Source organism: Amycolatopsis sp. NPDC058986, from assembly GCF_042741125.1.
GTDB lineage: Bacteria > Actinomycetota > Actinomycetes > Mycobacteriales > Pseudonocardiaceae > Amycolatopsis.
Window position 1 is genome coordinate 224305 of record NZ_JBHYJW010000003.1, and the last position, 25135, is coordinate 249439.

General features: G+C 70.8%; 24 protein-coding genes. 10 read left to right on the top strand and 14 right to left on the bottom strand.

Annotated elements, in window-relative coordinates; translation table 11 throughout:
- Positions 1 to 102: 102 nt before the first annotated feature.
- From ACFW0G_RS04690 to ACFW0G_RS04700, 3 genes are all read right to left on the bottom strand, one after another.
- Positions 103 to 2154 (bottom strand): M3 family metallopeptidase, encoded by a 2052-nt coding sequence (locus ACFW0G_RS04690; protein WP_378323371.1) that lies wholly within the window; start codon positions 2152 to 2154, stop codon positions 103 to 105.
- Positions 2155 to 2247: 93 nt separating this feature from the next.
- Positions 2248 to 2961, bottom strand: a complete 714-nt coding sequence (locus ACFW0G_RS04695) for a histidine phosphatase family protein (RefSeq protein WP_378323372.1) — start codon at positions 2959 to 2961, stop codon at positions 2248 to 2250.
- 96 nt (positions 2962 to 3057) lie between these two features.
- Entirely contained in the window at positions 3058 to 3900 is an 843-nt protein-coding gene (locus ACFW0G_RS04700; protein WP_378323374.1) for an undecaprenyl-diphosphate phosphatase, read from the bottom strand.
- A gap of 149 nt (positions 3901 to 4049) precedes the next feature.
- Here ACFW0G_RS04700 and ACFW0G_RS04705 point away from each other — a divergent pair, with 149 nt between their 5' ends.
- The 3 genes from ACFW0G_RS04705 (at position 4050) to ACFW0G_RS04715 (ending at position 6373) form a co-directional block, all read left to right on the top strand.
- A complete protein-coding gene (locus ACFW0G_RS04705) occupies positions 4050 to 5018 on the top strand; it encodes an aldo/keto reductase (RefSeq protein WP_378323376.1) in 969 nt (322 codons plus the stop codon).
- A 120-nt stretch (positions 5019 to 5138) separates the two neighbouring features.
- Entirely contained in the window at positions 5139 to 6152 is a 1014-nt protein-coding gene (locus ACFW0G_RS04710; protein WP_378323377.1) for a YncE family protein, read from the top strand.
- Positions 6149 to 6373 (top strand): DUF5703 family protein, encoded by a 225-nt coding sequence (locus tag ACFW0G_RS04715; RefSeq protein ID WP_378323378.1) that lies wholly within the window; start codon positions 6149 to 6151, stop codon positions 6371 to 6373. Before ACFW0G_RS04710 ends, ACFW0G_RS04715 begins: the two co-directional genes overlap by 4 nt.
- Before the next feature lie 59 nt (positions 6374 to 6432).
- Here the strand turns inward: ACFW0G_RS04715 and ACFW0G_RS04720 are convergent, their stop codons facing one another.
- The 4 genes from ACFW0G_RS04720 to ACFW0G_RS04735 are packed head-to-tail and all read right to left on the bottom strand — an operon-like array spanning position 6433 to position 10056.
- Complete coding sequence (locus ACFW0G_RS04720) at positions 6433 to 7179, bottom strand: SRPBCC domain-containing protein (protein WP_378323380.1); 747 nt, start codon at positions 7177 to 7179, stop codon at positions 6433 to 6435.
- A complete protein-coding gene (locus tag ACFW0G_RS04725; RefSeq protein WP_378323382.1) occupies positions 7179 to 7787 on the bottom strand; it encodes an ArsR/SmtB family transcription factor in 609 nt (202 codons plus the stop codon). The genes ACFW0G_RS04720 and ACFW0G_RS04725 overlap by 1 nt, the downstream gene beginning before the upstream one ends.
- A gap of 40 nt (positions 7788 to 7827) precedes the next feature.
- Positions 7828 to 8712, bottom strand: a complete 885-nt coding sequence (locus ACFW0G_RS04730) for an alpha/beta fold hydrolase (protein ID WP_378323383.1) — start codon at positions 8710 to 8712, stop codon at positions 7828 to 7830.
- 21 nt (positions 8713 to 8733) lie between these two features.
- The gene (locus ACFW0G_RS04735) at positions 8734 to 10056 is read right to left on the bottom strand and encodes a M20/M25/M40 family metallo-hydrolase (protein ID WP_378323384.1); all 1323 of its coding nucleotides are present in this window, start codon (positions 10054 to 10056) and stop codon (positions 8734 to 8736) included.
- Between the two features lie 141 nt (positions 10057 to 10197).
- Between ACFW0G_RS04735 and ACFW0G_RS04740 the strand changes: the two genes are divergently transcribed.
- Positions 10198 to 10953, top strand: coding sequence for a cyclase family protein (locus ACFW0G_RS04740; RefSeq protein WP_378323385.1), 756 nt, complete (start codon positions 10198 to 10200; stop codon positions 10951 to 10953).
- 8 nt (positions 10954 to 10961) lie between these two features.
- Positions 10962 to 11657 carry a methyltransferase gene (locus ACFW0G_RS04745; protein ID WP_378323386.1) on the top strand — a complete coding sequence of 232 codons (696 nt, stop codon included), beginning with the start codon at positions 10962 to 10964 and terminating at the stop codon, positions 11655 to 11657.
- A 68-nt stretch (positions 11658 to 11725) separates the two neighbouring features.
- On the opposite strand, the gene ACFW0G_RS04750 is transcribed toward ACFW0G_RS04745, so the two are convergent.
- The 3 genes from ACFW0G_RS04750 to ACFW0G_RS04760 are packed head-to-tail and all read right to left on the bottom strand — an operon-like array spanning position 11726 to position 13103.
- Positions 11726 to 12175: a GNAT family N-acetyltransferase gene (locus tag ACFW0G_RS04750; RefSeq protein ID WP_378323387.1), complete on the bottom strand. Its 450-nt coding sequence runs from the start codon at positions 12173 to 12175 to the stop codon at positions 11726 to 11728.
- Positions 12172 to 12726 carry an AAA family ATPase gene (locus ACFW0G_RS04755; RefSeq protein WP_378323388.1) on the bottom strand — a complete coding sequence of 185 codons (555 nt, stop codon included), beginning with the start codon at positions 12724 to 12726 and terminating at the stop codon, positions 12172 to 12174. The genes ACFW0G_RS04750 and ACFW0G_RS04755 overlap by 4 nt, the downstream gene beginning before the upstream one ends.
- A gap of 29 nt (positions 12727 to 12755) precedes the next feature.
- Positions 12756 to 13103, bottom strand: coding sequence for an ArsR/SmtB family transcription factor (locus ACFW0G_RS04760; protein ID WP_378323390.1), 348 nt, complete (start codon positions 13101 to 13103; stop codon positions 12756 to 12758).
- A 293-nt stretch (positions 13104 to 13396) separates the two neighbouring features.
- On the opposite strand from ACFW0G_RS04760, the gene mgtA reads away from it, so the two are divergent.
- The 3 genes from mgtA to ACFW0G_RS04775 all read left to right on the top strand — a co-directional run bounded on the left by mgtA (position 13397) and on the right by ACFW0G_RS04775 (position 19262).
- Entirely contained in the window at positions 13397 to 16036 is a 2640-nt protein-coding gene (gene mgtA, locus ACFW0G_RS04765) for a magnesium-translocating P-type ATPase (protein WP_378323391.1), read from the top strand.
- A gap of 119 nt (positions 16037 to 16155) precedes the next feature.
- Positions 16156 to 17895, top strand: a complete 1740-nt coding sequence (locus tag ACFW0G_RS04770; protein ID WP_378323392.1) for an ABC transporter permease — start codon at positions 16156 to 16158, stop codon at positions 17893 to 17895.
- A gap of 26 nt (positions 17896 to 17921) precedes the next feature.
- A complete protein-coding gene (locus ACFW0G_RS04775; RefSeq protein ID WP_378323393.1) occupies positions 17922 to 19262 on the top strand; it encodes a nitrate/sulfonate/bicarbonate ABC transporter ATP-binding protein in 1341 nt (446 codons plus the stop codon).
- A gap of 121 nt (positions 19263 to 19383) precedes the next feature.
- Here the strand turns inward: ACFW0G_RS04775 and ACFW0G_RS04780 are convergent, their stop codons facing one another.
- Positions 19384 to 20952: a Na+/H+ antiporter gene (locus ACFW0G_RS04780; RefSeq protein WP_378323394.1), complete on the bottom strand. Its 1569-nt coding sequence runs from the start codon at positions 20950 to 20952 to the stop codon at positions 19384 to 19386.
- Positions 20953 to 21151: 199 nt separating this feature from the next.
- Here ACFW0G_RS04780 and ACFW0G_RS04785 point away from each other — a divergent pair, with 199 nt between their 5' ends.
- Positions 21152 to 22009 carry a class I SAM-dependent methyltransferase gene (locus ACFW0G_RS04785; protein ID WP_378323395.1) on the top strand — a complete coding sequence of 286 codons (858 nt, stop codon included), beginning with the start codon at positions 21152 to 21154 and terminating at the stop codon, positions 22007 to 22009.
- Here the strand turns inward: ACFW0G_RS04785 and ACFW0G_RS04790 are convergent.
- Together ACFW0G_RS04790 and ACFW0G_RS04795 are read right to left on the bottom strand one after the other, a co-directional pair.
- Positions 21987 to 22577: a GrpB family protein gene (locus tag ACFW0G_RS04790; RefSeq protein WP_378323396.1), complete on the bottom strand. Its 591-nt coding sequence runs from the start codon at positions 22575 to 22577 to the stop codon at positions 21987 to 21989. The two genes, ACFW0G_RS04785 and ACFW0G_RS04790, sit on opposite strands and share 23 nt — an antisense overlap.
- Before the next feature lie 17 nt (positions 22578 to 22594).
- Positions 22595 to 23032: a winged helix-turn-helix transcriptional regulator gene (locus ACFW0G_RS04795; RefSeq protein ID WP_378323398.1), complete on the bottom strand. Its 438-nt coding sequence runs from the start codon at positions 23030 to 23032 to the stop codon at positions 22595 to 22597.
- A gap of 146 nt (positions 23033 to 23178) precedes the next feature.
- On the opposite strand from ACFW0G_RS04795, the gene ACFW0G_RS04800 reads away from it, so the two are divergent.
- Entirely contained in the window at positions 23179 to 24372 is a 1194-nt protein-coding gene (locus tag ACFW0G_RS04800; protein WP_378323399.1) for a thiolase family protein, read from the top strand.
- A gap of 106 nt (positions 24373 to 24478) precedes the next feature.
- Here ACFW0G_RS04800 and ACFW0G_RS04805 read toward each other — a convergent pair whose 3' ends face one another.
- Positions 24479 to 24940: a cobalamin-dependent protein gene (locus ACFW0G_RS04805; protein ID WP_378323401.1), complete on the bottom strand. Its 462-nt coding sequence runs from the start codon at positions 24938 to 24940 to the stop codon at positions 24479 to 24481.
- Positions 24941 to 25135: the final 195 nt, after the last annotated feature.

The window sequence follows — 25135 nt, forward strand, 5'->3', positions numbered from 1 at the left end:
CGCTTGTGGGCGCTCTGTTTATGTGCAAGTGGGTCGGGATCTCTGGGGCGCGGTCCCGTTGGTGCGGCACGCTCCTTTGGGGGCAACCACAACGGGACGTGCTCAGGCGCCGGTCAGGCCACGGCGCTTCAGCAGCGGCTCGATCTCCGGATCGCGGCCGCGGAACGCGCGGAAGGCGGCCATCGGGTCGACGCTGCCGCCACGGCCCAGCAGCTCACGCCGGAAGTGGTCGCCGTTCGCCCTGCTCAGGCCGCCGTTCTCGGTGAACCACTGGACGGTGTCGGCGTCCAGCACCTCGCTCCAGATGTAGGAGTAGTACCCGGCGCTGTAGCCGCCGCCGAACACGTGGTTGAAGTACGTGGTGCGATACCGCGGCGGCACGCTCTCCAGCGCCACGCCCGCCTTCACCAGCGCGTCGGTCTCGAACCGCTGGACGTCCTCGACCTGATCGTCGACGCCGAGCCCGTGCCACGCCTGGTCGAGCAGCGACGCGGCCAGGTACTCGGTGGTCGCGAAGCCCTCGCCGTACTGCTGCGAGGCGAGCAGCTTTTCCACCTGCTCGCTGGGCAGGGCCTCACCGGTCTCGTAGTGCTTGGCGTAGTTCGCCAGCACCTCGGGCCACAGCATCCACATCTCGTTGACCTGCGAGGGATATTCGACGAAGTCGCGCGGCACGTTCGTCCCGGAGAACGTCGGGTAGGTCACCGACGACAGCAGCGAATGCAGCGCGTGGCCGAACTCGTGGAACGCCGTCACGACCTCGTCGAAGGTGAGCAGCGTCGGCTCCCCCGCCGGCGGCTTGCCGACGTTGAGCACGTTCACCACGACCGTCTTGCGTTCCAGCAGCCCCGACTGGTCGACGAAGTTGTTCATCCAGGCGCCACCGCGTTTGGACTCGCGCGTGTAGTAGTCCATCAGGAACAGGCCGAGCGCGCTGCCGTCGGCGTCGAAGACCTCGAAGATCCGGACCTCCGGGTGGTACTTCGGCAGGTCTTCCCGCTCGGTGAAGCTCAGGCCGTACAGCTTGCCCGCGGCGTGGAAGACGCCGTCGATCAGCACCCGGTTCAGCTCGAAGTACGGGCGCAGCGCCTCGGTGTCGACCTGGAACCGGCTCCGCCGCACCTTCGCGGCGTAGAACGCCCAATCCCAGGGCCGCAACGTCGCGCCCGGCTCGTCGGCCTCCAGCAGTTCCTGGAGTTCGGCCGCTTCGGTGCGGGCGTTGGCCACGGCCACCGGCGCCAGCCGTTCGAGCAGGCCCACCGCAGCCTCGGCCGTCTTCGCGGTTTCGTCGGCGATGATGTACGCCGCGTGGTTCGGATACCCCAGCAGCGCGGCCTTTTCCGCGCGCAGCCGGACCACCTCCGCGACGACGGCGTTGTTGTCGAACTCGTTGCCCCGGTTGCCGCGCGAGACCGACGCGGTGAAGATCCGCTCTCGCACCGCGCGGTTCTCCAGTGATTCCAGCGCGGCCTGCGCCGTCGGCAGGGTCAGGGTGAGGACGTACTTGCCGTCCTCACCCCGCGCCGTCGCGGCCTCGGCCGCCGTCGCGATCGCGCCCTCGCCGAGCCCGGCCAGCTCGGCGACGTCGTCGATGACGACCGCGAGTTCGTTGGTGTCCTTGAGCAAATGCTGCTGGAACCGCGTCTGCAGCGTCGACAGCTGTTCGTTCAGCTCGCGCAGCCGGGCCTGCTCGGCCTCCGGCAGCCCGGCGCCCGCGCGGGTGAAGTCGGTGTGCCGTCGTTCGAGCAACCGGACGGACTCAGCGTCGAGCCCGAGGTCGTCACGGTGCTCGTGGAGCGCGTTGATCCGCGCGAACAGGCGCGGATCGAGGTGGATCGCGTCGGCGTGCGCGGCGAGCTTCGGCGCCATCTCCGCCTGGATGGCCTGGATCTCGTCGGTGGCGTTCGACCCGGCCAGGTTGTAGAACACGCTCGACACGCGGTTCAGCAACTCCCCCGCGCGTTCGAGGGCGACGATCGTGTTCTCGAAGGTCGGTTCGTCCGGATTGCCCGCGATCGCGGCGATCTCCGCGGTGTGCTCGGCCAGCCCCTCCTCGAACGCGGGGCGGTAGTGCTCGTCCGTGATGCGGTCGAACGGCGGCAGGGCGTAGGGCAGTTCGCTCGCGGTGGCGAACGGATTGTCCGGCGAAATCATCGGGTGCGCTCCTGGTCGAATCGGCGTTGCCGCCACCCTACGGGGTTTCCGGCACCCACCGGCACGGCTTTCCGTAGGGGATCACGCGATCCGTCACCGTCCGGTGGAACCCCCGACGACGGCGTCACTGGCCCCGGACGCCCGCTTCGCCTTGCCCTTCTTGGCCTTCGGCGCGGGCGGCACGATGCCCGTGAGGTCGCTGCCGTGCTCGTTGACGCGGAGCACGAACGGGCGTGTCTCGGTGTAGCTGATCGCCGAAACGGACGCCGGGTCCACGACGATCCGCTGGAACGCGTCGAGGTGCTGGCCGAGCGCGTCGGCGAGGATCGCCTTGATCACGTCGGCGTGACTGCACAGCAGCCAGACCGCGTGCTCGCCGTGCGCCGCGGTGATCCGCGCGTCGTGTGCCCGGACCGCGGCGACCGCGCGGGCCTGCATCGCGGCGAGCCCCTCCCCGCCCGGGAACACCGCTGCCGAGGCGTGCGCCTGCACGACCCGCCACAGCGGTTCCTTGTACAGGGTCTTCAGCTCGCGGCCGGTCCACTCGCCGTAGTCCACTTCGGACAGACCGGGCTCGACGTTCCTGGTCAGGTCCCGCGCGGCGGCCAGCGGCGCCAGCGTCTGCTTGCAGCGCAGCATCGGCGAGGTCACCAGCTCGGCCAGCGGCACGCCGTCGAGCCGCTCGACCAGCTTGTCCGCCTGCGACCGTCCGGTCTCGTCGAGCCCGACCTTCGGCGTCCGCCCGGCCAGGATGCCCGAGCCGTTCGCCGTCGACCGGCCGTGCCGCACCAATATCACCGTACCCACGAGCCCTACCCTACGTGCCGATCACAGGGACGTACGCCGTGAAGGCCTCCTTACCGGCCCCCAGCGCCGGTAAGGAGGCCTTCACGGACCATCGGATCAGGTGTGGGCGGGACCGGCGTTCGGGTCGAGGACGCCGGTGAAGATCAGCAGGAACAGGATGAGGCCGAGCGCGACGCGGTACACCACGAAGGGCACGAAGCTGCGCTTCTTGATGTAGGCCATCAGCCAGGCGATCACGAGGTACCCCACGCCGAACGCGACCAGTGTCGCGAGGATCGTCGGCCCCCACTGCGCCGTCTCGCCGTTCTTGCCGATGTCGGTCAGCTTGTACAGCCCCGAGCCGAACACCGCGGGCACCGCGAGCAGGAACGAGTACTCGGCGGCGTCCGCGCGGGTGTAGCCCATCAACAGTCCGGCGCTGGTCGTCCCACCGGAGCGCGACACGCCGGGGATCAGCGCCAGCGCCTGCGCGAACCCGAAGCCGAGGCCGTGCGGCACGGTGAGGTGGTCGAGGTTCCGCCGCTGTTTCGCCACCCGGTCGGCGACCAGCAGGATGAGGCCGAACACGATCAGTGTCGTCGCGGTGATGCGCAGGTCGCGGAACGAGCGGTCGATGGCGTCCTGCAGCAGCAGGCCGAGCACCACGATCGGCAGCGAGCCCACGATGATCAGCCAGCCCAGCCGCGCGTCCGGGTCCTGCCGCCATTCCTTCTTGTACAGCGAGAAGAACCAGGCCATCAGGATCCGGCCGATCTTCTTCCCGAAGTACAGGATGACCGCGAGCTCCGTGCCGATCTGGGTGACCGCGGTGAACGCCGCGCCGGGGTCGTCCCAGCCCGCGAGCGCCGCGGTGATGCGCAGGTGCGCGCTGGAGGAGATCGGCAGGAACTCGGTCAGCCCCTGGACGAGGCCGAGTACGAGCGCCTCGAACCACCCCATCAGCCCACCCCCGCCAGTTCGATCGCCTGTTCCGCCGGTGCCAGGTTTCGTCCGATTCGCACGAGCGCAGACCCTAACGGGCGCACGTGGGGCGACACGTGCTCACCTTGGTCAAGTAACGGGAGGCCCTGCGGCTAGGCTCGCGGGTCGTGGAAAAGCGACAGCTCGGCCGTTCGGGACTGCGTGTCTCGCGGATGGCCCTCGGCACGATGACCTGGGGCGGTGACACCGACGCCGAGGAGGCGGCCAGCCAGCTGGTGGCCTTCGTCGACGCGGGCGGCACGCTGGTGGACACCGCGGACATCTACAGCGAGGGCGAGGGCGAACGGATACTCGGTTCGCTGCTGGGCGATCTCGTCCCGCGTGAGGACGTCGTCGTGGCCACGAAGGCCGTCGCCCGGCGCACCGAAGGCCCGTTCGGCGGCGGCGCGTCCCGTGGCGCGCTGCTGACCGCGCTCGACGGTTCGCTGCGCCGCCTCGGCACCGACCACCTCGACCTGTGGCAGCTCCACGCCTGGGACGCCACGGTCCCGATCGAGGAGACCCTCGCGGCCCTCGAGTACGCCGTCACCAGCGGCAAGGCCCGCTACGTCGGGGTCTCGAACTACGCGGGCTGGCAGCTGGCCACCGCCGCGGCGCGGGCGGGCACGATCGCGCCGATCGTGTCCACCCAGGTGGAGTACTCGCTGCTGGAACGCGGTGTCGAGCGCGAGGTCGTGCCCGCCGCCGAGCACCACGGCATCGGGCTGCTCGCCTGGGCCCCGCTGGGCCGTGGCGTGCTGACCGGCAAGTACCGCACCGGCACGCCCGCCGACTCGCGCGGGGCGTCCAGCGTTTTCGCCGGGTATGTCGAGCACCACCGGACCGACCGCGCGGCGCGGATCGTGCAGGCGGTCGCCACCGCGGCGGACGGGCTCGGGACGTCTCCGCTGGCCGTCGCGCTGGCCTGGGTCCGCGACCGGCCCGGCATGGTCGCGCCGGTCGTCGGCGCCCGCGACACCGGGCAGCTCACCGGCTCGCTCGCGGCCGAGGAGATCACCCTGCCGCCCGCGATCCGGTCGGCGCTCGACGACGTCAGCACGCTCGAATTCGGTTACCCGGAGCGCTGGCCGCGGTGACCCCGGGTGTCGATCAGGTTGTGGCTTGGATGACCGTTGGGTGACGCGCACGTGACGCACAGGGCAAGGTGGAGCATGCTGGACGGAACCGTCCGCCGAGGAACAGCTGGAGGCACCAACGTGAGTCGGCGCGCCGCCGTGTCACGGATCGCGATCCCGCTCGCCGGTGTCCTCGTGCTGACCGGATGTTCCTCGGGCAAGCAGCAGGCCGACAGCCTCCAGGTCGTCGCGAACCCGGTGGCCGCCACGGCCGCGCCGTCCCCGGCGGTGACCGCCAAACCCGCGGGTCAGGTCCTGGCGGCGCCGGCGGTCTCGGCCATGGCCGCCGACGCGTCCAGCCACAGCCTGGTCGTCGCGTTCGCGCAGCCGCCCTCGCTGAAGATCTTCGACGTCGGCGCTGCGCCGGTCGAGAAGGCCACGATCGCGCTGCCCGGGCCCGCCGAGCGGCTCACCACCTCGCCCGGTCAGGTCCTGGCGAGCATTCCGGCGAAGGGCCTGCTCGCCCGTGTCGCGCTGCCCAGCGGACAGCTGACCACGACGCCGATCACCGGGCAGCCCGCCGCGGGCGTCGCCGACGGGCCGCAGACGCTGGTCGCGGTGCGTGATCGCAAGGCGATCGACGTGCTCGTCGACGGCAAGGTCACCAAGACCATCACCGGCGACCTCTACAGCGCCGACGACGTCGTGCCCACCGGCACCGGCGTCGTCGTGCTGGACCGCCTGCGGACCGCGCTGCTCTCGGTCGACGTCGGCGCGGGCAAGCTCGGTGCCGGCCTGCGGGCCGGGGACGGCGCCGCCAACGCCGTCGCCGACGACTACGGCCGCGTGCTGGTCACCGACGCGCGGGCCGGGGCGCTGCTCGCGTTCTCGGCGGACCCGCTGCTGCTGCGGCAGCGCTATCCGGTGCCCGGCGGGATCTACGGCATCACTTACGACGGCAAGCGTCACCTCGCATGGGTCACGCTCACCGGCCGCAACGAGGTGGTCGGGTTCGACGTCCGCGGCGGCGAACCGGTGGAGAAGTTCCGGTTCCCGACCGTGCGCCAGCCCGACTCGGTCAGTGTCGACGACCAGGACGGCCGTGTGTTCGTCGGTTCGGCCGCCGGAGAAGGGATACAGGTGATCCAGCCATGACGACGGTCGACGAGGCGGTGGTCGAAGGGGACTGGGAGTACCGCCGCCTGCGCCTGCCCCCCGGGGTCTCCCGGCGCGCGGCGGCTACCCAGCTCTCGATCCACGCGGAGTTCGCCGGGTGGGAGCTGTCCACGGTCCGGCTCTACGCCGACGGCTCCCGCCGCATCTGGCTCCGGCGCAAGCGCCAGCCCGCGCTGGCCGGACTCCCCCTGATCACGTGACCTGGGCTGAAGGGGACTTTCCTCGCATCGGATGCGACGAAAGCGCCCTTCAGCGCGTGTTACGAGAGGAAAGTCCCCTTCAGCCAGTCCTGCCAGAGCGTCTCGGCGGCTGAGGCGTCCGTACCGGGTGCGAACACGTGGTGCGAGGCGACCATCGGGCCCCGAAAGCCTTCCAGGAAGCGGTAAAGCGCGTCGGAGGTCCGGACGCCGACGTTGTGCGTGTCCACCGCGTAGACGACGCCCTCGACCGGTTTCCCGCCGATCTCGAACCGCACGGCGTCCCCGGCCGACGGCCGCGTGGCGAGCCCGAGCGCCGCGCCCAGCCTCGTCCACGCGGCTTCCCAGTCCGGCACCGGTGGCCCGAAAGCCGTGACCGGCACGGCATGCCGTCCGGCGAAGTGCGTGAGGTATTCGGCCAGCGTGCGGAAGAAGAACGCCCCGCCCACCGACATCATCTCGAACTCGTCCTCCCAGTCGTCGCCCGGCAGGAACCCGCTCGTGACACAGCGGACGACCGAGCTGCCGCCCTCGCGCCCCTCGATCAGGAACTCGTAGGCGACGAACCGGCCGTCCGGAGCGGGTTCTCCGCCGTAGACCAGCCTTTCCAGCGGGTCCCAGCCGGTGATGCGGTGCTCGGGCCGGTACGCCGCGAACGCCGTCCGGACCGTGCCGCCCTCCCCCGCGTCGACCTCGTTGCGGCCCATGAACCACGAGTCGATCCCCGGCCCGGTCGCGATCGCGTCCCACACCTGCTCGGGGGTCGCGTCGACCTCGGCCTGTTCGGTCAGCTCGAATTCGTGGCCCATCAGGATTCCTCACCCGTGGTCTCGGGAGCATCGGGGACGCTGGGATGCACCGCGACGACGACGCGGTGACTCCGGCCCTTCTCGGCCTTTTCGTCGTGGTATTTGCTCACCAGTGCGGTGACGGCGGTGGTGAGCTCCTCGGCGAACGCCGCGCGGTCGGCCGCCGAAGCGAAGCGGACTTCGCCGTCCAGCGCGAAAGTCGCGACACGTTTGCGGGCCTTCGCCGCCCCGGTGATCAGGATCCCGACGTCGCGTACCAGGCGTCCGGCCACGGCCAGTAGCCAGCGCGCGGAAAGCCGGTCCGGGGACTGCGCCGGGTCCGGCTGGACGGCGGCCAGCGCGGTCGGCGAAATGACGTACGAGGACGCCGTCGCGCGCATCATCCGCTCGGTGACGTTGCCCTTGCGCCGCTCCTCCACCAGCTCGACGAGCCCGTGCTTTTCAAGCGCGCGCAGGTGGTAGTTGACCTTCTGGCGGGGCAGGTCGACCCGCGCCGCCAGCATCGTCGCCGACGCGGGCTGGGCCAGTTCGGCCAGCAGCCGCGCACGCACCGGGTCCAGCGACACCTCGGCCGCCGCCGCGTCTTCGATCACCGCCACGGGAAACATGGCACCATCGTCGAGCCGAACAGAGAAGTTGTCAAGAAGGCTAGAGTTGTCGGTAGGTCTCGTGCACCAGCGCGGCGATCCGGGGCAGCACCTGCGCCGACGCCTCCAGCGGGAGGACGTGCCCCGCGCCGGGAAGCACGATCGCCGAGCCGTTTTCCAAGCCCCGCACCAGATCCTCGACATCGGAAGCGGACACGATCCGGTCCCGCTCGCCCACCATCGCGATCACCGGGAGGTCGCCGACGAGCGCGAGCGCCGCTTCCCGCGCGTACGCGTCGAGCGCCGGCCGGAACAGCGACACGGTGTGCGGCCAGTTGCCGCGGATCATCTTCACGGTCAGCTCGACCTGTTCCGGGTCGGGGTCGTCGCCGAACAGCCACCAGCGCAGCCCGGCACTGACCGCGCGGCTGGTGTGGTCCCGGACCAGCCCGAAGATCTTCGAACCCAGCACCATTTCCAGATCACGCGCGAGCCTGCCCAGCGCGTTCGGCCAGGCGGCGGACGCCTCCGTCGCCAGCCCGCCCGACGAGGTGCCCAGCAGCACCACTCCCGCCACGCGTTCGGCGAACAGGGCGTGGTGGCGCTGGGTCAGCGACATGATCGCCAGCCCGCCCATGTCGTGCCCGGCCAGGATCACCCTGCCCTCGGGCACGGCCCGTTCGACGATCTCGGCCAGATCGTCGCCGAGCTGCGCCATCGTGGCGGTCGCGCGCGTCGCGCGGCCCGATTCGCCGTGGCCGCGGTGGTCGTAGGTCAGCACCGCGACCGGCTGCTCGACGGCGTCCGGGAGCACCGGCGCGATCCGGCCCCAGCACCGCTGGTCCAGCGCGTACCCGTGCGCCAGCACGACGGTGACCGGCGCGACGGGATCGCCCCTGCGCACGAGGCTCAGCGGCGTCCCGTCGGCCAGCACGAAATCGGCCATCGCGGCGGTTTCCCGTGTCCCTCAGGAAGAACGGAGGAACCGGTCGAGCACGCGCGTGCCGAACTTCAGCGCGTCCACCGGCACCCGCTCGTCGACACCGTGGAACAGCGCCGAGAAGTCCAGATCGGCGGGCAGCTGCAGCGGCGCGAACCCGAAGTTCCGGATCCCCAGCTTCTGGAACGACTTCGCGTCCGTACCGCCGGAAAGCATGTACGGCAGCGTGCGCGCGCCGGGGTCCTCGGCCAGCACCGCGGCGGTCATCGCGTCGACCAGCGCGCCGTCGAACGTCGTCTCGACCGGCGGCAGCTCCAGCCACTCCTTCTCGATGTCCGGGCCGAGGATCTCGTCGAGCTCACGATTGAACGCGTCCAGCCTGCCGGGCAGGATCCGGCAGTCCACCGCTGCCTCGGCGACCGACGGGATGACGTTCGACTTGTAGCCCGCGGTGAGCATGGTCGGGTTCGCCGTGTCCCGCAGGGTCGCGCCGATCATGCGGGAGATGTTGCCCAGCTTCGCCACCGAGCCCTCGAGGTCGTCCTCGGGGAAGTCCCAGCCGGTGATCTCGGTGACGCCCGCCAGGAACTCCTTCACGGAATCGGTGAGCACCAACGGGAACCGGTGGTTGCCCAGCCGCGCGACCGCCTCCGACAACTTCGTGACGGCGTTGTCGCGGTGGATCATCGAGCCGTGCCCCGCCGTGCCACGCACCCGCAGCTTCATCCAGCGGATGCCCTTTTCCGCGGTCTCGATCAGGTAGGTGCGGACGTTGTCCTTGAGCGTGATGGAGAACCCGCCGACCTCGCTGATCGCCTCCGTGACGCCCTCGAACAGCTCCGGCCGGTTGTCCACCAGCCACTGCGCGCCGTAGGTGCCGCCCGCCTCCTCGTCGGCGAGGAACGCGAACACGAGGTCACGCGGCGGCACGATGTTGTTGATCTTGTAGTGCCGGGCGAGCGCGAGGGACATGCCGACCATGTCCTTCATGTCGACCGCGCCGCGGCCCCAGACGTAGTCGTCCTGCACCGCGCCGGAGAACGGGTGGACCGACCATTCCGACGGATCGGCGGGCACGACGTCGAGGTGCCCGTGGATGAGCAGCGCGCCGCGGCTCGGGTCCGCGCCGGGCAGCCGGACGAAGACGTTGTGCCGGTTCTTGCCGCCGGACTCGACGTAGGTGATCTCGTATCCGGCGTCGGTGAGCTTCTCCGCGACGTACTCGGCGGCGGCGCGCTCGCCGACCAGGGTCTCCGGGTCGCCGGTGTTGGTGGTGTCGATGCGGAGGAGCTCGCTGGTCAGCGTGACGGCCTCGTCCGCGGCGGCTTCGATCAGATTCGGTTCACTCACCTCGCATTCCTATCATTCCCGCAGGGGTGCGGCGCGGCGGTCGCACCGGCCGGGACACCCGCCCCGAACGCCACCCCTCCGGCCCTGGACCACGCGGGGAGTTCCCGACATGCTCGGTGCGGGCGAGCGAAGGGGCGGCGGATGGCGATACTCGGCGAACTGGTGGCGGGACTGGCGAGCGGGACGGTCGAGGTGGTCGATCTCACCACCCCGCTGTCCGAACGGACACCGGTCATCCAGCTGCCACCCGAATGGGGGCAGCCGTGGTCGTTCAGCCGCGAGGTCATCAGCCGCTACGACGAGGCGGGCCCCGCGTTCTACTGGAACAACCTGCGGCTGTCCGAACACACCGGCACGCATTTCGACGCCCCGGCGCACTGGCTGTCCGGCAAGGATCTCGACGACGTCGCCAGTGTCCCGCCCGGTCGGCTCGCCGGTCCCGCCGTGGTGCTCGACTTCACCTCGCAGGTGGCGGCCGATCCCGATTTCCTGCTCCGGCGCGAAGACGTCGAAGACTGGATGGACGAACACGGACCGCTGCCGGAGAACGGCTGGCTGCTGTACCGGACAGGCTGGGCGGAACGCGCACCCGAGGAGTTCCACAACGACGGCAGCTCGCCCGGCGTCGACGTCGACTGCGCGAAATGGCTTGCCGAGGAAACGCCGGTGCTCGGCATCGGCGTCGAGACCATCGGCACCGACGCGGGCGCCGCCGCGCTGTTCGAGCCGCCGTTCCCGTGTCACTGGTACTTCCACGGCGCCGGGAAGTACGGCCTGACCCAGCTGCGCAATCTCGACCGCCTGCCCGCGACGGGTGCGGTCGTGGTGGCCGCGCCGCTGCCGATCGTGGGCGGCTCGGGCAGCCCGGCTCGGGTTCTCGCGCTGATCGAACGCTAATGTGCATTGTGGACGATTTCGAGACGGAGCGGACGCGCCGGCGCGTCGAGGAACTCTTCCGGCGCAACACCGAGGACCCCGACAGGCAGGGTTCCTTCACCCTGTTGGAAAAGGAATGGGTGCTGCTGGACGGCGTCTTCTCCCCCGCCGTCACGCCGGCCACGCGGATTTTCACGACGTGGCTCCCCTACCCCGCGGGCGGTCGTTTCCTGGAAATCGGTTGCGGCGCCGGAGTCACCGCCGTCCTCGCGGCACGTTCGGGCTGCGCGTCGGTGACCGCCGTCGACATCTCTCGCGCCGCCGTGGAAAACACCCGCCGCAACGCCGAACTCCACGGTGTCGCCGGGATCGTCACCGCCCGCCACGGGGACCTGTTCGACGCGCTGGACGAATCCGACCGGTTCGACCTGATCTTCTGGAACTCCAATTTCGTGGAGACCGCGCCCGACGCGGTGAATGAGACCGAACTGCACCACGCGTTCTACGATCCGGGTTTCCGGGCACACCGGCGTTTCCTGGCCGAAGCGCCCGGCAGGCTCGCCGCGGGTGGACGTCTCCTGCTCGGCTTCAGCGACATCGGCAGCTGGAAGTCGTTGCGGCGCCTGTGTTCGGAACTCGGCCTCGCCATCGAAGTCCTGCGCACCGAACGCCTGGATCTCGACGACCCGGTGACCCTCCAGCTCCTGGAGCTGCACCCCGCCTGATCACGCGAGATCTCCTTCCCATCACACGAGATCTCCCGCTGATCACGCGAGATCTTCCGCCGCGCACGTCAGCCGTGGCGCAAGCGGATCTTGTGCTCAGCAGGCCGTCCGATCTCGACGAAGCCGAGCCGCTCGTAGAACGCCTTCGCCCGGACGTTGACCGCCAGCACATCGAGGACGACCGGAAGGCCACGCTCCGTCGCCTGCGCCACCAGCGTCCGGACGACGTGCCCGCCGATTCCCCGCGACTGGTAGTCCGGATGGATCTCGATCCGTCCGAGGTAGATCTCCTCCGGCCGGGTTTCGACGATCAACGAACCGGCGTCGATCCCGTCCGCGGTGATGATCTGCGTCCTCGCCGCGCTGAACGCGAACCGGGCGCGCTGCTCGGCCTCGTCCCAGCCCCAGATCCGGTCAACGTACGGGCCGAGTGTGTCCTCGTGCAGGCGAAAACAGTATTCGGCGTCGGCGACGGTGGTCTGCCGCAGCGCGACCCGCACTCCCCCGGCGTCGCTCACGACACCCTCGCCTCCGTCCACGCTCGACCCAGAATCTCGTCCACGGTCTCCTCCGGGGTCTGGTCCGAGGTGTCCAGCCACAGCCCGAGCCGCGGCGTCTCGTCCCGCAAAGCCTTGTCCAGCGCGACAATCGACCATTCGTCGTAGGCGTCCTTCGACCGGGCCCGCTCGCGCGCGGCGACCGCCTCGACGGCCGGGGCGAGCACCACGACCAGCAACGGCCGCGCGGTGATCAGGGCCGCGGTCTCCGCGAGGTGCTCGCCGAGGACCACGTCCTGGGCGACGACGGTGAACCCGTCGCGGAAGTACTCGTCGCAGGCCATGGCCGTCAGCCGATGACGAAGCCGCAGCTGCCGCACCGCTTCCCCGGACGGCTCGGGCGTCATCTCGGCGCGCCCGCCGACCACCATGCGCCGGAACAGATCACCCCGTACGTGCGCGGACCGCGTCAGCCGTTCGGCGAGCAGCTGGGCCACGGTCGACTTCCCCGAGGCCTGAATCCCGGTCAGGAGCACGACGGCTTGCTCGTGGGGAGAACGCGAGGAACTCACGCGTTAGCAGTACCACATCCGGGAAACGCTCAGCCCAGCGCTCCGAGCCCGCCGTCCGCCTCCACGCCGTGGTGCGCCACGGCGAGCTTCACCAACTCGACGACGCGGGGATCGTCGACGAGGTAGACCTGCCGCTTGCCTTCCCGCCGCGACCGCACGAGGCCGGCGAGCTTGAGTTTCGCGAGGTGGTGGCTGACCGTCGGCACGCTCTGCCCGACCTCCCCGGCCAGCGTCCCGACGTCGCGCTCTCCCGAGGCCAGCAGCCACACCAGCTGCAGGCGTACGGTCGCCGAGAGCAGGCCGAACGTGGCCGCGGCGTCCTGGAGTACCCCGGGCGGCAGCGCGCCCGGCGGGTCGGGCAGGGATCGGACTGGCAAAGGACATCCTTTCGAGTGACGCTCCCAGGGTGACCTAGCACCCAACACTTGCGCAAGTGTTTGACTGAGAGGTCGTGGTCCGGTCTACTGTTACCGGTCGCGCCCACCGGGGCCGCGATCGGGTTGCGCGTCGAGCGCGGAAGGAGGTGAGCCGGGTGACCGGCGAAGGAAGTAGTCCCAGCGGCCACGCGGAACACCGGCCGGAACCGGGAGCATCCCGGTAACCGCACACGGTCCGCGTGGAAGACAACGTTGTCAGCACGGCAGCCACCTCCACCGACAGGACCGTTCTCATGGTGCGTACCTCCCCCGCCCCCGTGACCCGCCCCCACGGCGACGCGCGGCTGGCCGACCTCGCCGACGCACCGGTGCTGACCGTGTTCCAGAGCCTCGAAAGCTCTCCGAAGGGTCTCACCGAAACCGAAGCCGAGGAACGGCTGAGCCGCCACGGTGACAACACCGAGCCCACGACCGCAGGACACGGTCTCGCCGCGCACGTGCTCGACGCCGTCCGCAGCCCGTTCGTCGCACTGCTGACCGGACTTGGCGTCGTCTTCGTCGTCCTCGGCGACCTGCGCGGCACGATCACCGTCGCGATCATGGTCACGCTCAGCGTGGTGCTGCGGTTCTGGCAGCACACCCGCTCCGACCGCGCCGTCCGCGCGCTGCTCGGGCAGGTCGGCACCACCGTCACCGTCCGCCGCCGCGGTGACGCGACGCTCCCGCCCCTCGACCGCGAGGTACCGCCGTCGGACCTCGTTCCCGGCGACGTCGTCCGGCTCGGCCCCGGCGACATCGTGCCGGCCGACCTGCGTGTCGTGGCGGCATCCGACCTCGTCGTGGACCAGTCCGCGCTCTCCGGCGAGGGCCTGCCGGTCGCCAAGCGTGTCCCCTCACCGCGTCCGCGCCGGCTCCGCGCGGTGGACCGGCCCGGCCTCGTCGACGCGCCGTCGCTGTGCTTCGCCGGGACGTCGGTGGTGTCCGGCAGCGCCACCGCCGTCGTGATCGCCACCGGGGCGCACACCTACTCCGGCTCACTCGCCCGCGCGACGGCGACACCGCGCGCGGTGTCGAGCTTCGACCTCGGCGTCCGCGCGGTCGGGTGGACGCTGATCCGCTTCATGCTCGTCATGGTCCCGATCGTGCTGGTGATCAGCGGGACGGTCTCCGGGGACTGGCCGCAGGCCGTGATGTTCGCCGCCGCGGTCGCGGTCGGCCTCACCCCGGAGATGCTGCCGGTCATCGTCACCACGAACCTCGCGCGCGGCGCGTCCCGGCTGTCCCGGCGCAAGGTCATCGTCAAGCGGCTCAACGCCATCCAGGACCTCGGCGCGATGGACGTGCTGTGCGTCGACAAGACCGGAACCCTCACCGAGGACCGCGTCGCCTACGCACACAGCGTCGATCTCGCCGGGCGGCCGGACGGCGAGGCCGCCGAGTACGCCTGCCTTGCCGTGCAGTTCCAGGACTTCCCGCACAACCGCCTCGACGAGGCCATCCTCGAACAGCTCGCCGATCCCGAGGACGCCCTGCTCGCCGACGCGATGTTCTCGCCCGTCGACGAGATCGCGTTCGACCCGGCCCGGCGCCGCTCCACGGTCATCCTGCGCGGCCCGGAGGACGGGCACCTGCTGATCACCAAGGGCGACCCCGACGACGTCCTGTCCCGCTGCACGCACGCGCGGGAATCGGGCGCGATCGTGGAACTCGGCAAGGCCGAACGCGCGCAGGCCGCCGACGTCGTCCGCGGTTACGCCCAGAACGGGATGCGCGTCCTCGCGGTCGCCGCGAAACAGGGCGAGGCCCGGTTCGTCCCGTACACCGAGGAGGACGAACAGAACCTCGTCCTCGTCGGGTTCGTGGGGTTCGTCGACCCGGTCCGTGACGACGCCGCCGACGCGGTGCGTTCGCTCCAGCGGCACGGCGTCGCGCTCAAGCTCCTCACCGGGGACAACCGGTACGTCGCCGCGCAGGTGGCGGCGCTGGCCGGGATCCCGGTCGGGGAAATCGTGCTGGGCCACGAGATCGACGAGGCCGACGACGCCGCGCTGCGCGAACTCGTCGCGAAGACCACGGTGTTCGCGAAGCTCACCCCGGCGCACAAGGCCAGGATCGTGGCCGCGCTCAAGACCGCCGGGCACGCCGTCGGCTTCCTCGGCGACGGCGTCAACGACGGGCCCGCACTGCGCACCGCCGACGTCGGCATCGCCCCGGACACCGCCACCGCGGTGGCGAAGGACGCCGCCGACCTGATCCTGCTCGACCGCGATCTCGGCGTGCTCGCGCGCGGTGTGGTCGAGGGCAGGCGGACGCTCGGCAACACGCTCAAGTACGTCCACATCACCGCCGGGCAGAACTTCGGCAACGTGCTGACCGTCGTCCTGGCCGCGTTGTTCCTGCCGTTCCTGCCCATCCTGCCGATCCAGCTCGTGGTGCAGAACCTGCTCTACGACGGGGCGCAGCTCGCGCTGCCGTGGGACCGCGTCGATCGCGGGTACCTCGCGAAGCCCCGTCGCTGGGACGCCAAGGGCATGGTCCGGTTCATGCTGGTGTTCGGTCCGCTCAGCTCGCTGTTCGACCTCACCACGTTCGCCGTGCTGTGGTGGGTGTTCGACGCGGGCGGGCATCCGGCGGTGTTCCAGACCGGCTGGTTCGTCGAGGGCCTGCTCACCCAGCTGCTCGTGGTCCTCGTGCTCCGGACCGCGGCCCCGCTGCGCGGCACGCCGCCCGCCACCGCCGTGGTGTGGGCGACCGCGGCCGCCGCACTGACCGGGATCGCGCTCACCCTGCCGCCGCTCGCCGACGCGCTGCGCCTGACCCCGCCACCCGCCGGGTACCTGCTCTGGCTGTTCCCGCTGGTTCTCGGCTACCTGCTCGCCGCGCACCTGGTCAAACGGATCTGGCTGCGCCGATCGTCGGGCACGTGGTGGTAACGCCGCCCGGCTGACCACTCCCTCCACACCGAACAGTCCACATCGGATCGTCCATACCGGACGATTCGCGGCCTGACGCTGCCCTTTCACGCCCTCTGAAGAGAAGAACGAGTTCTCCCATGTCCCTGCTTCGCACCTTTCCCAGCCGTGGCGCGCTGACCCGGCCACGCCGCCGTACCGCCGCCGATGTCGTCGTGTTCCTCGGCGCGGCCGTCCTGTTGTGGGCCCTGATCCGGCTCACCCACGGCGCCGCCGTGCCGTGGGACCAGGCGACCGCACCGTCCACTGTGTCCACCGATCCCGCCGAACTCCCTTACTACGCGGCACGTTCGCTGCTGCGGATGTTCCTCGCCCTCGCCGCATCGACGGTGTTCACCTTCGTCTACGCCACCGCCGCCGCCCGCTCACGCCGCGCGGCGAAGGTACTCCTCCCACTGCTCGACATCCTCCAGTCGGTGCCGATCCTCGGGTTCCTCTCGGTGACGATCACCGGGTTCATCGCACTGTTCCCCGGTTCGCAGCTGGGTTTGGAAGGCGCGGCGGTGTTCGCGATCTTCACCTCGCAGGCGTGGAACATGACGTTCTCCTTCTATCACTCGCTCGTCACCCAGCCCCGCGAGCTGGACGAGGCCGCACGGCTGCTCCGGCTCTCGCGCTGGCAGCGGTTCTGGCGGCTCGACGCGCCCAGCGGGATGATCGGACTGGTCTGGAACGGGATGATGAGCTTCGGCGGCGGGTGGTTCTTCCTGGTCGCGGCGGAGGCGCTCAGCGTCGACAACCACACCTACGCACTGCCCGGTATCGGCGCCTACGTGAAGACCGCGAGCGACGCCGGGGAGCTGGACCACGTCCTGCTCTCGATCGTGGCCATGATCGTCATGGTCGTCGGCGTCAACGTGCTCTTCTGGCGGCCGCTCACCGCGTGGGCCGAGCGGTTCCGCAACGAGGAGGCCGAGGCCGCCGAGGCGCCGCGCAGCCTGGTGCTGATGCTGCTGCGCCGGTCCCGCGTCCCCGCGTTCCTCTCCCGGTTCCTCGGCAAGCTCGTGTTCCCGCTGGACCGGGCCATGGCGGTGTTCGGGCTGGGCGAGCATCCGCTGCGGACCTCGGCGTTCCGGCGGCGGATCGGCGACGTCGTGTTCGCGGTCATCGTCACCGCGGCGATCGCCTGCGGCCTGTTCTTCATGATCGGCTTCATCGACCGCACGGCGGGTTTCGGCGAGATCGGCCACGCGCTGCTGCTCGGCCTCGTCACCTTCGGCAGGGTCGTGCTGCTCGTCGTGGTGGCGACGGTGATCTGGGTGCCGGTCGGAGTCTGGATCGGGATGAACCCGAAGGTGTCGCGGCTGGCGCAGCCGCTGGTCCAGATCCTCGCCAGCTTCCCGGCCAACTTCCTGTTCCCGCTCGTCACCGCGGTGCTCGTGGCGACCGGGATCAGCCTGAACTGGGGCGGGATCCTGCTGATGGCGCTCGGCGCGCAGTGGTACATCCTCTTCAACGTCATCGCCGGGGCGTCGGCGATCCCGCACGACCTGCGTGAGGCCTCGGCCAACCTGCGGCTGCCGTGCGCGTTGTGGTGGCGGCGGCTCGTGCTGCCCGGGATCTTCCCCAGCTACGTCACCGGCGGGATCACCGCGGCGGGCGGCGCGTGGAACGCCTCCATCGTCTCCGAGATCGTGAGCTACAACGGCACCACGCTGCACGCCACCGGGCTCGGCGCGTACATCAAGGACGCCACCGAGTCCGGTGACTACGGGCGCCTGCTCATCGGCGTCGTCGTGATGAGCGTCTTCGTCGTCAGCCTCAACCGCTTGTTCTGGCGCAGGCTTTCCACCCTCGCCGAGCAGCGCTACTCGCTCTGACCATCCACTGTAGACGGAGGTTTCCCATGACCACGACCACCACCCCGGCCACCCGCACCGGTGAAGTCCTGATCAGCGTCGACGCGGTGAGCAAGAGCTTCACCGGCGCGGCGGGCGACGAGTTGCGGGTGCTCGAGGACATCCGGCTCGACCTGCGCGCGGGCGAGATCGTCGCGCTGCTGGGCCGCTCCGGCTCCGGCAAGTCGACGCTGCTGCGGACCATCGCCGGGCTCATCGCCCCGACCCGCGGCGGCGTCCGGTATCGCGGTGACGAACTACGCGGCGCCAATCCCGGGACCGCCATGGTGTTCCAGTCCTTCGCGCTGATGCCGTGGCTGACCGTCCAGGACAACGTCGAACTGGGTCTCGCGGCACAGGGCGTCCCGCCACGGGAACGTCGTGAGCGCGCGTTGGCGGCTATCGACCTCATCGGCCTCGACGGCTTCCAGTCGGCGTACCCCAAGGAACTCTCCGGCGGGATGCGGCAGCGCGTCGGTTTCGCGCGGGCCCTGGTGCTCGAACCGGACGTGCTGCTGATGGACGAGCCGTTCTCGGCGCTCGACGTGCTCACCGCGGAGAACCTGCGCGGCGAGCTGATGGACCTGTGGGAGACCACGAACTTCCCGACGAAGGCCATCTGCATCGTCACGCACAACATCGAGGAGGCGGTCCAACTCGCCGACCGCGTCATCGTGCTGGGCGCGAACCCCGGCCACATCCGGGCCGAGGTGGACGTCACGCTCGCCCGGCCCCGGGATCGCCGCACGCCGAAGTTCGCCGCCGTCGTCGACCACCTCTACGGCCTGCTCACCGGCCGCGATCCGAACAACCTGGCCGCGGAACCCGCCGAAGCGACGCCGATTTCGCAGCCGCTGCCCTCGGCGTCGGTCGGCGGGCTCGCCGGGCTGGTCGAGATCGTCCACGCCCGCGGCGGCCGTGTCGACCTGCCCGACGTCGCGGCCGAGCTCACCTTCGAGATCGACGACCTGCTCCCCCTCGTCGACGCCGCCGCGATGCTGGACCTGCTGCTCGTGGTCGGCGCCGACCTGTGCTGCACGCCGGTGGGCGATGCGTTCACGACCGCGGACATCCTGCGCAGCAAGGAGATCTTCGCCGAGCAGGTCCGGCAACGGGCGCCGCTGGTCCGCACGATCTCGACGGCGCTGGCGGCCAGCTCGACCGGGAAGATGCGTGCCGACTTCTTCCTCGACCTGTTGCGGCGCGGCTTCTCCGCCGAGGACGCCGAACAGCAGCTCGACATCGCCGTCGACTGGGGCCGCTACGCCGAGCTGTTCGACTACAACACCGACGACCGCCAACTGGTCACGATCCCGGCGCCCTCCATCGTCCACAGTGGATCCCGCTGACGGAGATCTCGCGTGATCAGCCGGAGATCTCGCGTGATTGGGCGGTGCTCCCCGTCAATCACGCGAGATCTCCCCTCAATCACGCCGATGCGCCGTTCGGTCACGCGGACGTGCCGCTGGATCACGCGGCCGGGTCGTCGCCGAGGCCTGCTGTTTCGAGGTCGAGGAGGCGCTGGATCCGGCGGCGGGTCGAGTCGGTGATCACGCCCTGCTCGAACAGGCGCGTCAGCTCGGCGCCTTCCACCGCGAGGACTTCGCGGCGCAGCACCCGGTACGCGGCGAAGCGGGACATCCCGTCCGGGTCCTCGCTGTCGTCGGTCCGGATGCGGTCGATGCGGGCCCGCCAGCTCTGCCGGAGCTGATCGACCACGAACTCCGGCGCCGATTCGGTTTCCGCGAGGTGCTCCAGGTGCGAGAGCCCGGCTTCGGCGATCCGCAGGCGGGCGTCGAAGTGCTCGTGGCGGATGTCGGCCGGGTCGAGCGCGATGCCGGTGCGCCGGACCAGCGGCGCGAGCGTGAAGCCCTGCACCACCAGCGTCACCACGATGACCGCGGTCGTCAGCAGCAGCACCAGGTCGCGGGAGGGCAGCGGTGTCCCGTCGAGCGCGGTGAGCGGCAGCGACAACGCGGCGGCCAGCGGCACGACCCCGCGCGCCCCCGCCCACGAGATCACCGCCGGCGCCTGCCACGACACGCGCCCGCCGCCCCGGCGCTGCCGGATCGTGCTCAGCACGAACACCAGCAGCAGCCGTGCCAGCACCAGGGTCACGGCGATCGCGAGGGCCTGCAGCGGCCACCACGCGGTGGTCCCGGTGAGCCGCCGCACCAGCGTCGGCAACTGCAGCCCGATCAGGCCGAAAACCACGCTTTCCAGGAGGAACACCACGGTCTGGTACACCGCGCCGACCTGCAACCGGATGCGGGCGGTGGTCAGCCGCTCCGCCTGCGTCCCGAGGATCACGCTCGCCACGACCACCGCGGTCACCCCGGAGGCACCGACCGACTCGGCCAGCACGTATCCGGCGTACGGCGTCACCAGCGCCACGACGGTCTCCACCATCGGATCCTCGGTGTGCCGCCGGATCACGAAGGCACCCGCCGCGATGATCGCGCCGACGAGCAGACCACCGCCCGCGAGCACGGCGAACTCCGACAGCGTCCGTCCCCACGACGCCGCACCGCCCGCGATGGCGAGGAACAGCGCGACGCGGAACAGCAGGAGGCTCGTCGCGTCGTTGAACAGGCTCTCGGCCTGGATCAGCGCCTGGACCCGGGGCGGCAGCGAAAGACGGCGCGCCAGCGCGGTGACCGCGACCGGGTCGGTGCTCGCCAGCACGGCACCGAGCACGAACGCCATCCCGACCGGCATCGGCGTCACCGCGACCGCGACCCCCACGACCGCCGCCGCCGAAAGCAGCACCAGCCCGACGGCCAGCGTCGCCACCGGCCTGGCGACCGCGTGCAGATCCCGCCACGGCAGTTCCTCGCCCGCGGCGAACAGCAGCGGGGGCAGCACGACGAGGCTGATGATCTCCGGGGTGATCTCGACCGAGGGCACGCCCGGCAGCAGCCCGACGACCACGCCCGCGACGACGAGCAGCGACGGCGCCGGGACCCGCAGGCGATTCGCGAAGGTGGCCACCACCGTCGCGACCACCACGAGGAACAGCACCGTCTCGACACCGCGCATGACCGGGTCCTTTCGTCGTCCAGTCCCGAATGCCGACCAGACTTCCCGGCGCGCCGGGACCACCCTACGTCAAGAACACGTCAAGACCGGACGCAGGTGCGGCCGTCATGTCAGCACGAAACCGCCCGGCACACCCGTCGGCGGATCACCCGAACGGAGACCCGCCGCTGCCGTACGGTGAGGACCGGGAGGTGGATCAATGACCGCGTCACCGGACTCGCTGCCCGCCGTCAGCAGGACCGCCCTCGGGGTGGCCGGCCTGCGCGCGCTCGAAAGCAACCGGCCGGACAAGCTGTTCGACGATCCCTACGCGCGAGCGTTCTTCGAAGCGGGCCGGGCCCTGTTCCCCGAGGCACCGGATTCCGCCGAGGAGCTGACCCCGTCGAATCCGACGAACCGGCTGGGCACGGTGTTCTACGCGCACGTGGTCGTCCGTACCCGGTTCTACGACGAGTACCTGCTCGCCGCCACGGCCGCCGGGTGCGCGCAGGTCGTGCTCCTCGCGGCGGGGCTCGACACCCGTGCGTACCGGCTCGGCTGGCCCGACGGGCTGCGACTGTTCGAACTGGACCTGCCCGACGTCCTCGCGTTCAAGGACGACGTGCTGGCGCGGGAGTCCGCGGCCCCGCGGTGCGCCAGGACCGTGGTCCCGGCCGACCTGCGCGAGGACTGGCCGAGCGAACTCCGCGCGGCGGGTTTCGATCCCACGCTCCCCACCGCCTGGCTTGCCGAAGGGCTGCTGGTCTACCTGTCCTACGACGAGGCCACCCGAATGCTCACGACCGTCGGCGAGCTGTCCGCGGCGGGCAGCAGACTGGCCTGTGAGCACCGTCCCGACGGCGACCAGGACGGGCTCCTCACCCAGGCCCGGGCGCTCCGCGGCGCCGAGAACGTGACCGCGTTGTGGAAGGGCGGGCTCGGCACCCGCGCGACGGACTGGTTCTCCGATCACGGCTGGCAACCGCAGACCTACAGCCGTTCCTCCCTCGCCGTCGCGTACGGCCGCGAAGCCGACGAGACCACCGGCGGCTTCCTCATCGCCGTCCGGGAGCGCTGAAGGGCGACCGCCAGCCGGTGTCCGCGGCCCATCGTTCGGCCGCGGCCATCAGGACCTCGGTGGCGGGCGCCTTGATCTGGCCGTAGTCCGCCCAGTCCGGCACGCTCTCCGCCAGCCGCAGCTTGAACGCTCCCCACGCGTCGCGCGCGGTTTTGTCGGCCCGCAGGTAATCCCGGAACAGCAGCGCGAAGCGCGCGTTGGGACCGGAGTGCTCCCGGATGTGGACGTTGCACCGGCGCGCACCGGGCGGCGGCGCGAAGACGAGTTTCCGGCACCGCGTCCCGGCCGAGGTCTCGACGCGGTTCCACGGCTCCGGGCGGCACCGGAAACCGATGGCACCGAACAGGGAAACCAGGCGTTCCTCGTCGATCGCCGCGACCCGGACCTGGATGTCGACGCAGTCCTTGGCCGCGAGGCCGGGCACCGAGGTCGAGCCGACGTGGTCGATCGCGACGGCGACCTCGCCGAGCGCGTCCCCGACCAGCTTCGCCAGCCGGTCGAACTCGCGGGGCCATTCCGGCCGGTGGCCGACCACCGCCACGGGCGCGATCTCGTCGGGAAACGGCACGGACACGACGGTACCGGTCAGCGCACGGCGCCGATCCGCAGCGGCTTCGTCCCAGGCGCGTCGATCGGCTCGCCGCACGACGCGCACACCGTCTCCGGCTTCAGTTCGGCGCCGCACGCGTGCTGCCACACGGTCGGCGGAGGTCCATTGTGGACGTACTGGTCGCCCCAGGCCATCAGCCCGAGCAGGATCGGCTGGAGCGCGCGGCCCGCCTCGGTCGGCAGGTAGTCATAGCGGGGCGGATGGTCCTCGTACTGGCGCTTTTCGAGCACGCCCGCCTCGACGAGCTTGCGCAGCCGGGCGGCGAGGATGTCGCGGCTCGCGCCGGTGTTCTCGGCGATCTGGTTGAAGCGCCGCTCCCCCAGCATGATCTCCCGCAGCGCGAGCAGGCTCCAGCGTTCGCCGATCACCTCCAGCGCGTCCGCGATCGAGCAGTCCCGCCCGCGCGCCGCCATCCCGGACCTCCTTCGGTCGTCAAATCCAACCTAGCACGTGGACCCGCTGTTGTGACTCCGGCAACACGGGAACCTTCAGCGGGTTGTGGAATCCAACTCACTGGGCGTATACCGGATTTCCTCAGGCACAGAAGGAGGAACGGGCCATGACGGACGCAGTGATCATCGACGCGGTACGCACCCCGATCGGCAAGGGCAAGCCGAACGGCACCCTCGCCGGGGTGCATCCGGTCGACCTGCACGCGCACGCGATCCGGTCGCTGGTGGAGCGGACCGGGATCGACCCCGCGCGGGTCGACGACGTCATCAGCGGCGCGGTCGGCCAGATCGGCGAGCAGAGCATGAACACCGCGCGCTGGGCCGCGCTCGCCGCCGGGCTGCCCGAATCGGTGCCGGCGGTGACGGTCGACCGCCAGTGCGGCAGCAGCCAGCAGGCCGTGCACTTCGCCGCGCAGGGCGTCATCAGCGGGGCCTACGACGTCGTGATCGCCTCGGGCGTCGAGTCGATGAGCCGGGTGCCGATGGGCAGCCAGTCCGCCGGGCAGGACCCGTTCGGCAGCGGTGTCGCGGCGCGGTACCCGGAAGGGCTGGTACCGCAGGGAATCAGCGCCGAGCTGATCGCCGCGAAATGGGGGTTCTCGCGTGAACGCCTCGACGTGTACGCCACCGAAAGCCACCGCCGCGCCGCCGCGGCGTGGGCCGAAGGGCGCTTCGCCCGCGAGGTCGCCCCGCTCAAGGCGCCCCGCCCGGACGGGACGCTCGCCGACGTCACCACCGACGAGACCGTCCGCCCCGGCACGACCCCGGAGATCCTCGCCGGGCTGCGGCCCGCCTACCGCGCGGACGTCTGGGAACAGCGGTTCCCCGAACTCGACTGGCGGGTCACCGCGGGCAACGCGTCGCCGATCAACGACGGCGCCGCCGCCGTGCTGATCACCAGCAGCGAGACCGCGGCGAAGCTCGGGCTGCGTCCCCGCGCGCGGCTGCACAGCTTCGCCGTCGCGGGCGACGACCCGATCTACATGCTCACCGGGATCATCCCGGCCACCCGCAAGGTGCTCGACCGGGCCGGACTGTCCCTTTCGGACATCGACGCCTTCGAGGTGAACGAGGCGTTCGCGAGCGTCGTGCTGGCGTGGCAGGCCGAGCTCGGCGCCGACCTGGCGAAGGTGAACGTCAACGGCGGCGCGATCGCGCTCGGCCACCCGCTCGGCGGCAGCGGCGCGCGGCTGCTCACCACGCTGCTGTCCGTGCTGGAGCAGACCGGCGGCCGCTACGGCCTGCAGACGATGTGCGAGGCGGGCGGACTGGCCAACGCGACCATCGTCGAACGCCTCTGATCATCCGCAGGGGCCTCGTTGAGCGACTCTGCGTCCCTCAACGAGGCCCCTGCGGGCCGCTGCCGAGACGCACCGGGGGCGTCCCCTCGGTGCGTACCCCCAATTCTCAGCACGCGCGCGTGGAAACGAACTCCCGCAACGAGGCCACCGCCTTCCCGGTGTCGGCGGAATCGACATGGAACACCTCGTCGAAGCCGAGCCCCAGCAGCTCGGCGCGGGGATCGCCGCCCGCACCGAGCCTGCCGCCGAGCACGGCGGTGAGACCGCTGAGCGCGGGATCGGCCCGTACCTTCGAGATCACCCGCGCGGCCTCCGCCTGGCCCCGGCCGGTGACCGTGCTCAGTACCAGGCAGTCCGGCCGTTCCCGGCGGCAGGCGGCGAGGACCCGCGCCACGTCCGCACCGGCGCCGAGGTTCACCACCTCGTGCCCCATGCCCTCCATGATCAGCTGCAGTGCCACCAGGTTCCACGCGTGTGTTTCCGACGGAAGACCGGAGAGCACGATCTTCAGCGAGCGGCAGGCCCGCGGGCGGCGCCGCGTGGCGCGGGAGTATCGGAACGTGGTCATGGTTCGTTGCGCCCCCTGAGTTCGACGCGGCGAAGAACGTGCACCGGCACCTCCCTGCCACCAGCGGCCCCCCAGCCGACCACCAGATCGTGACGCCTTCCCCACGCGCGCACATGGGGGCGCGGACCCCAAATTCCGCTCCCGCCCCCGGCCCGCCGCGTACCGGGCGCGCGCGGAACGCGGGCGGACACCCCC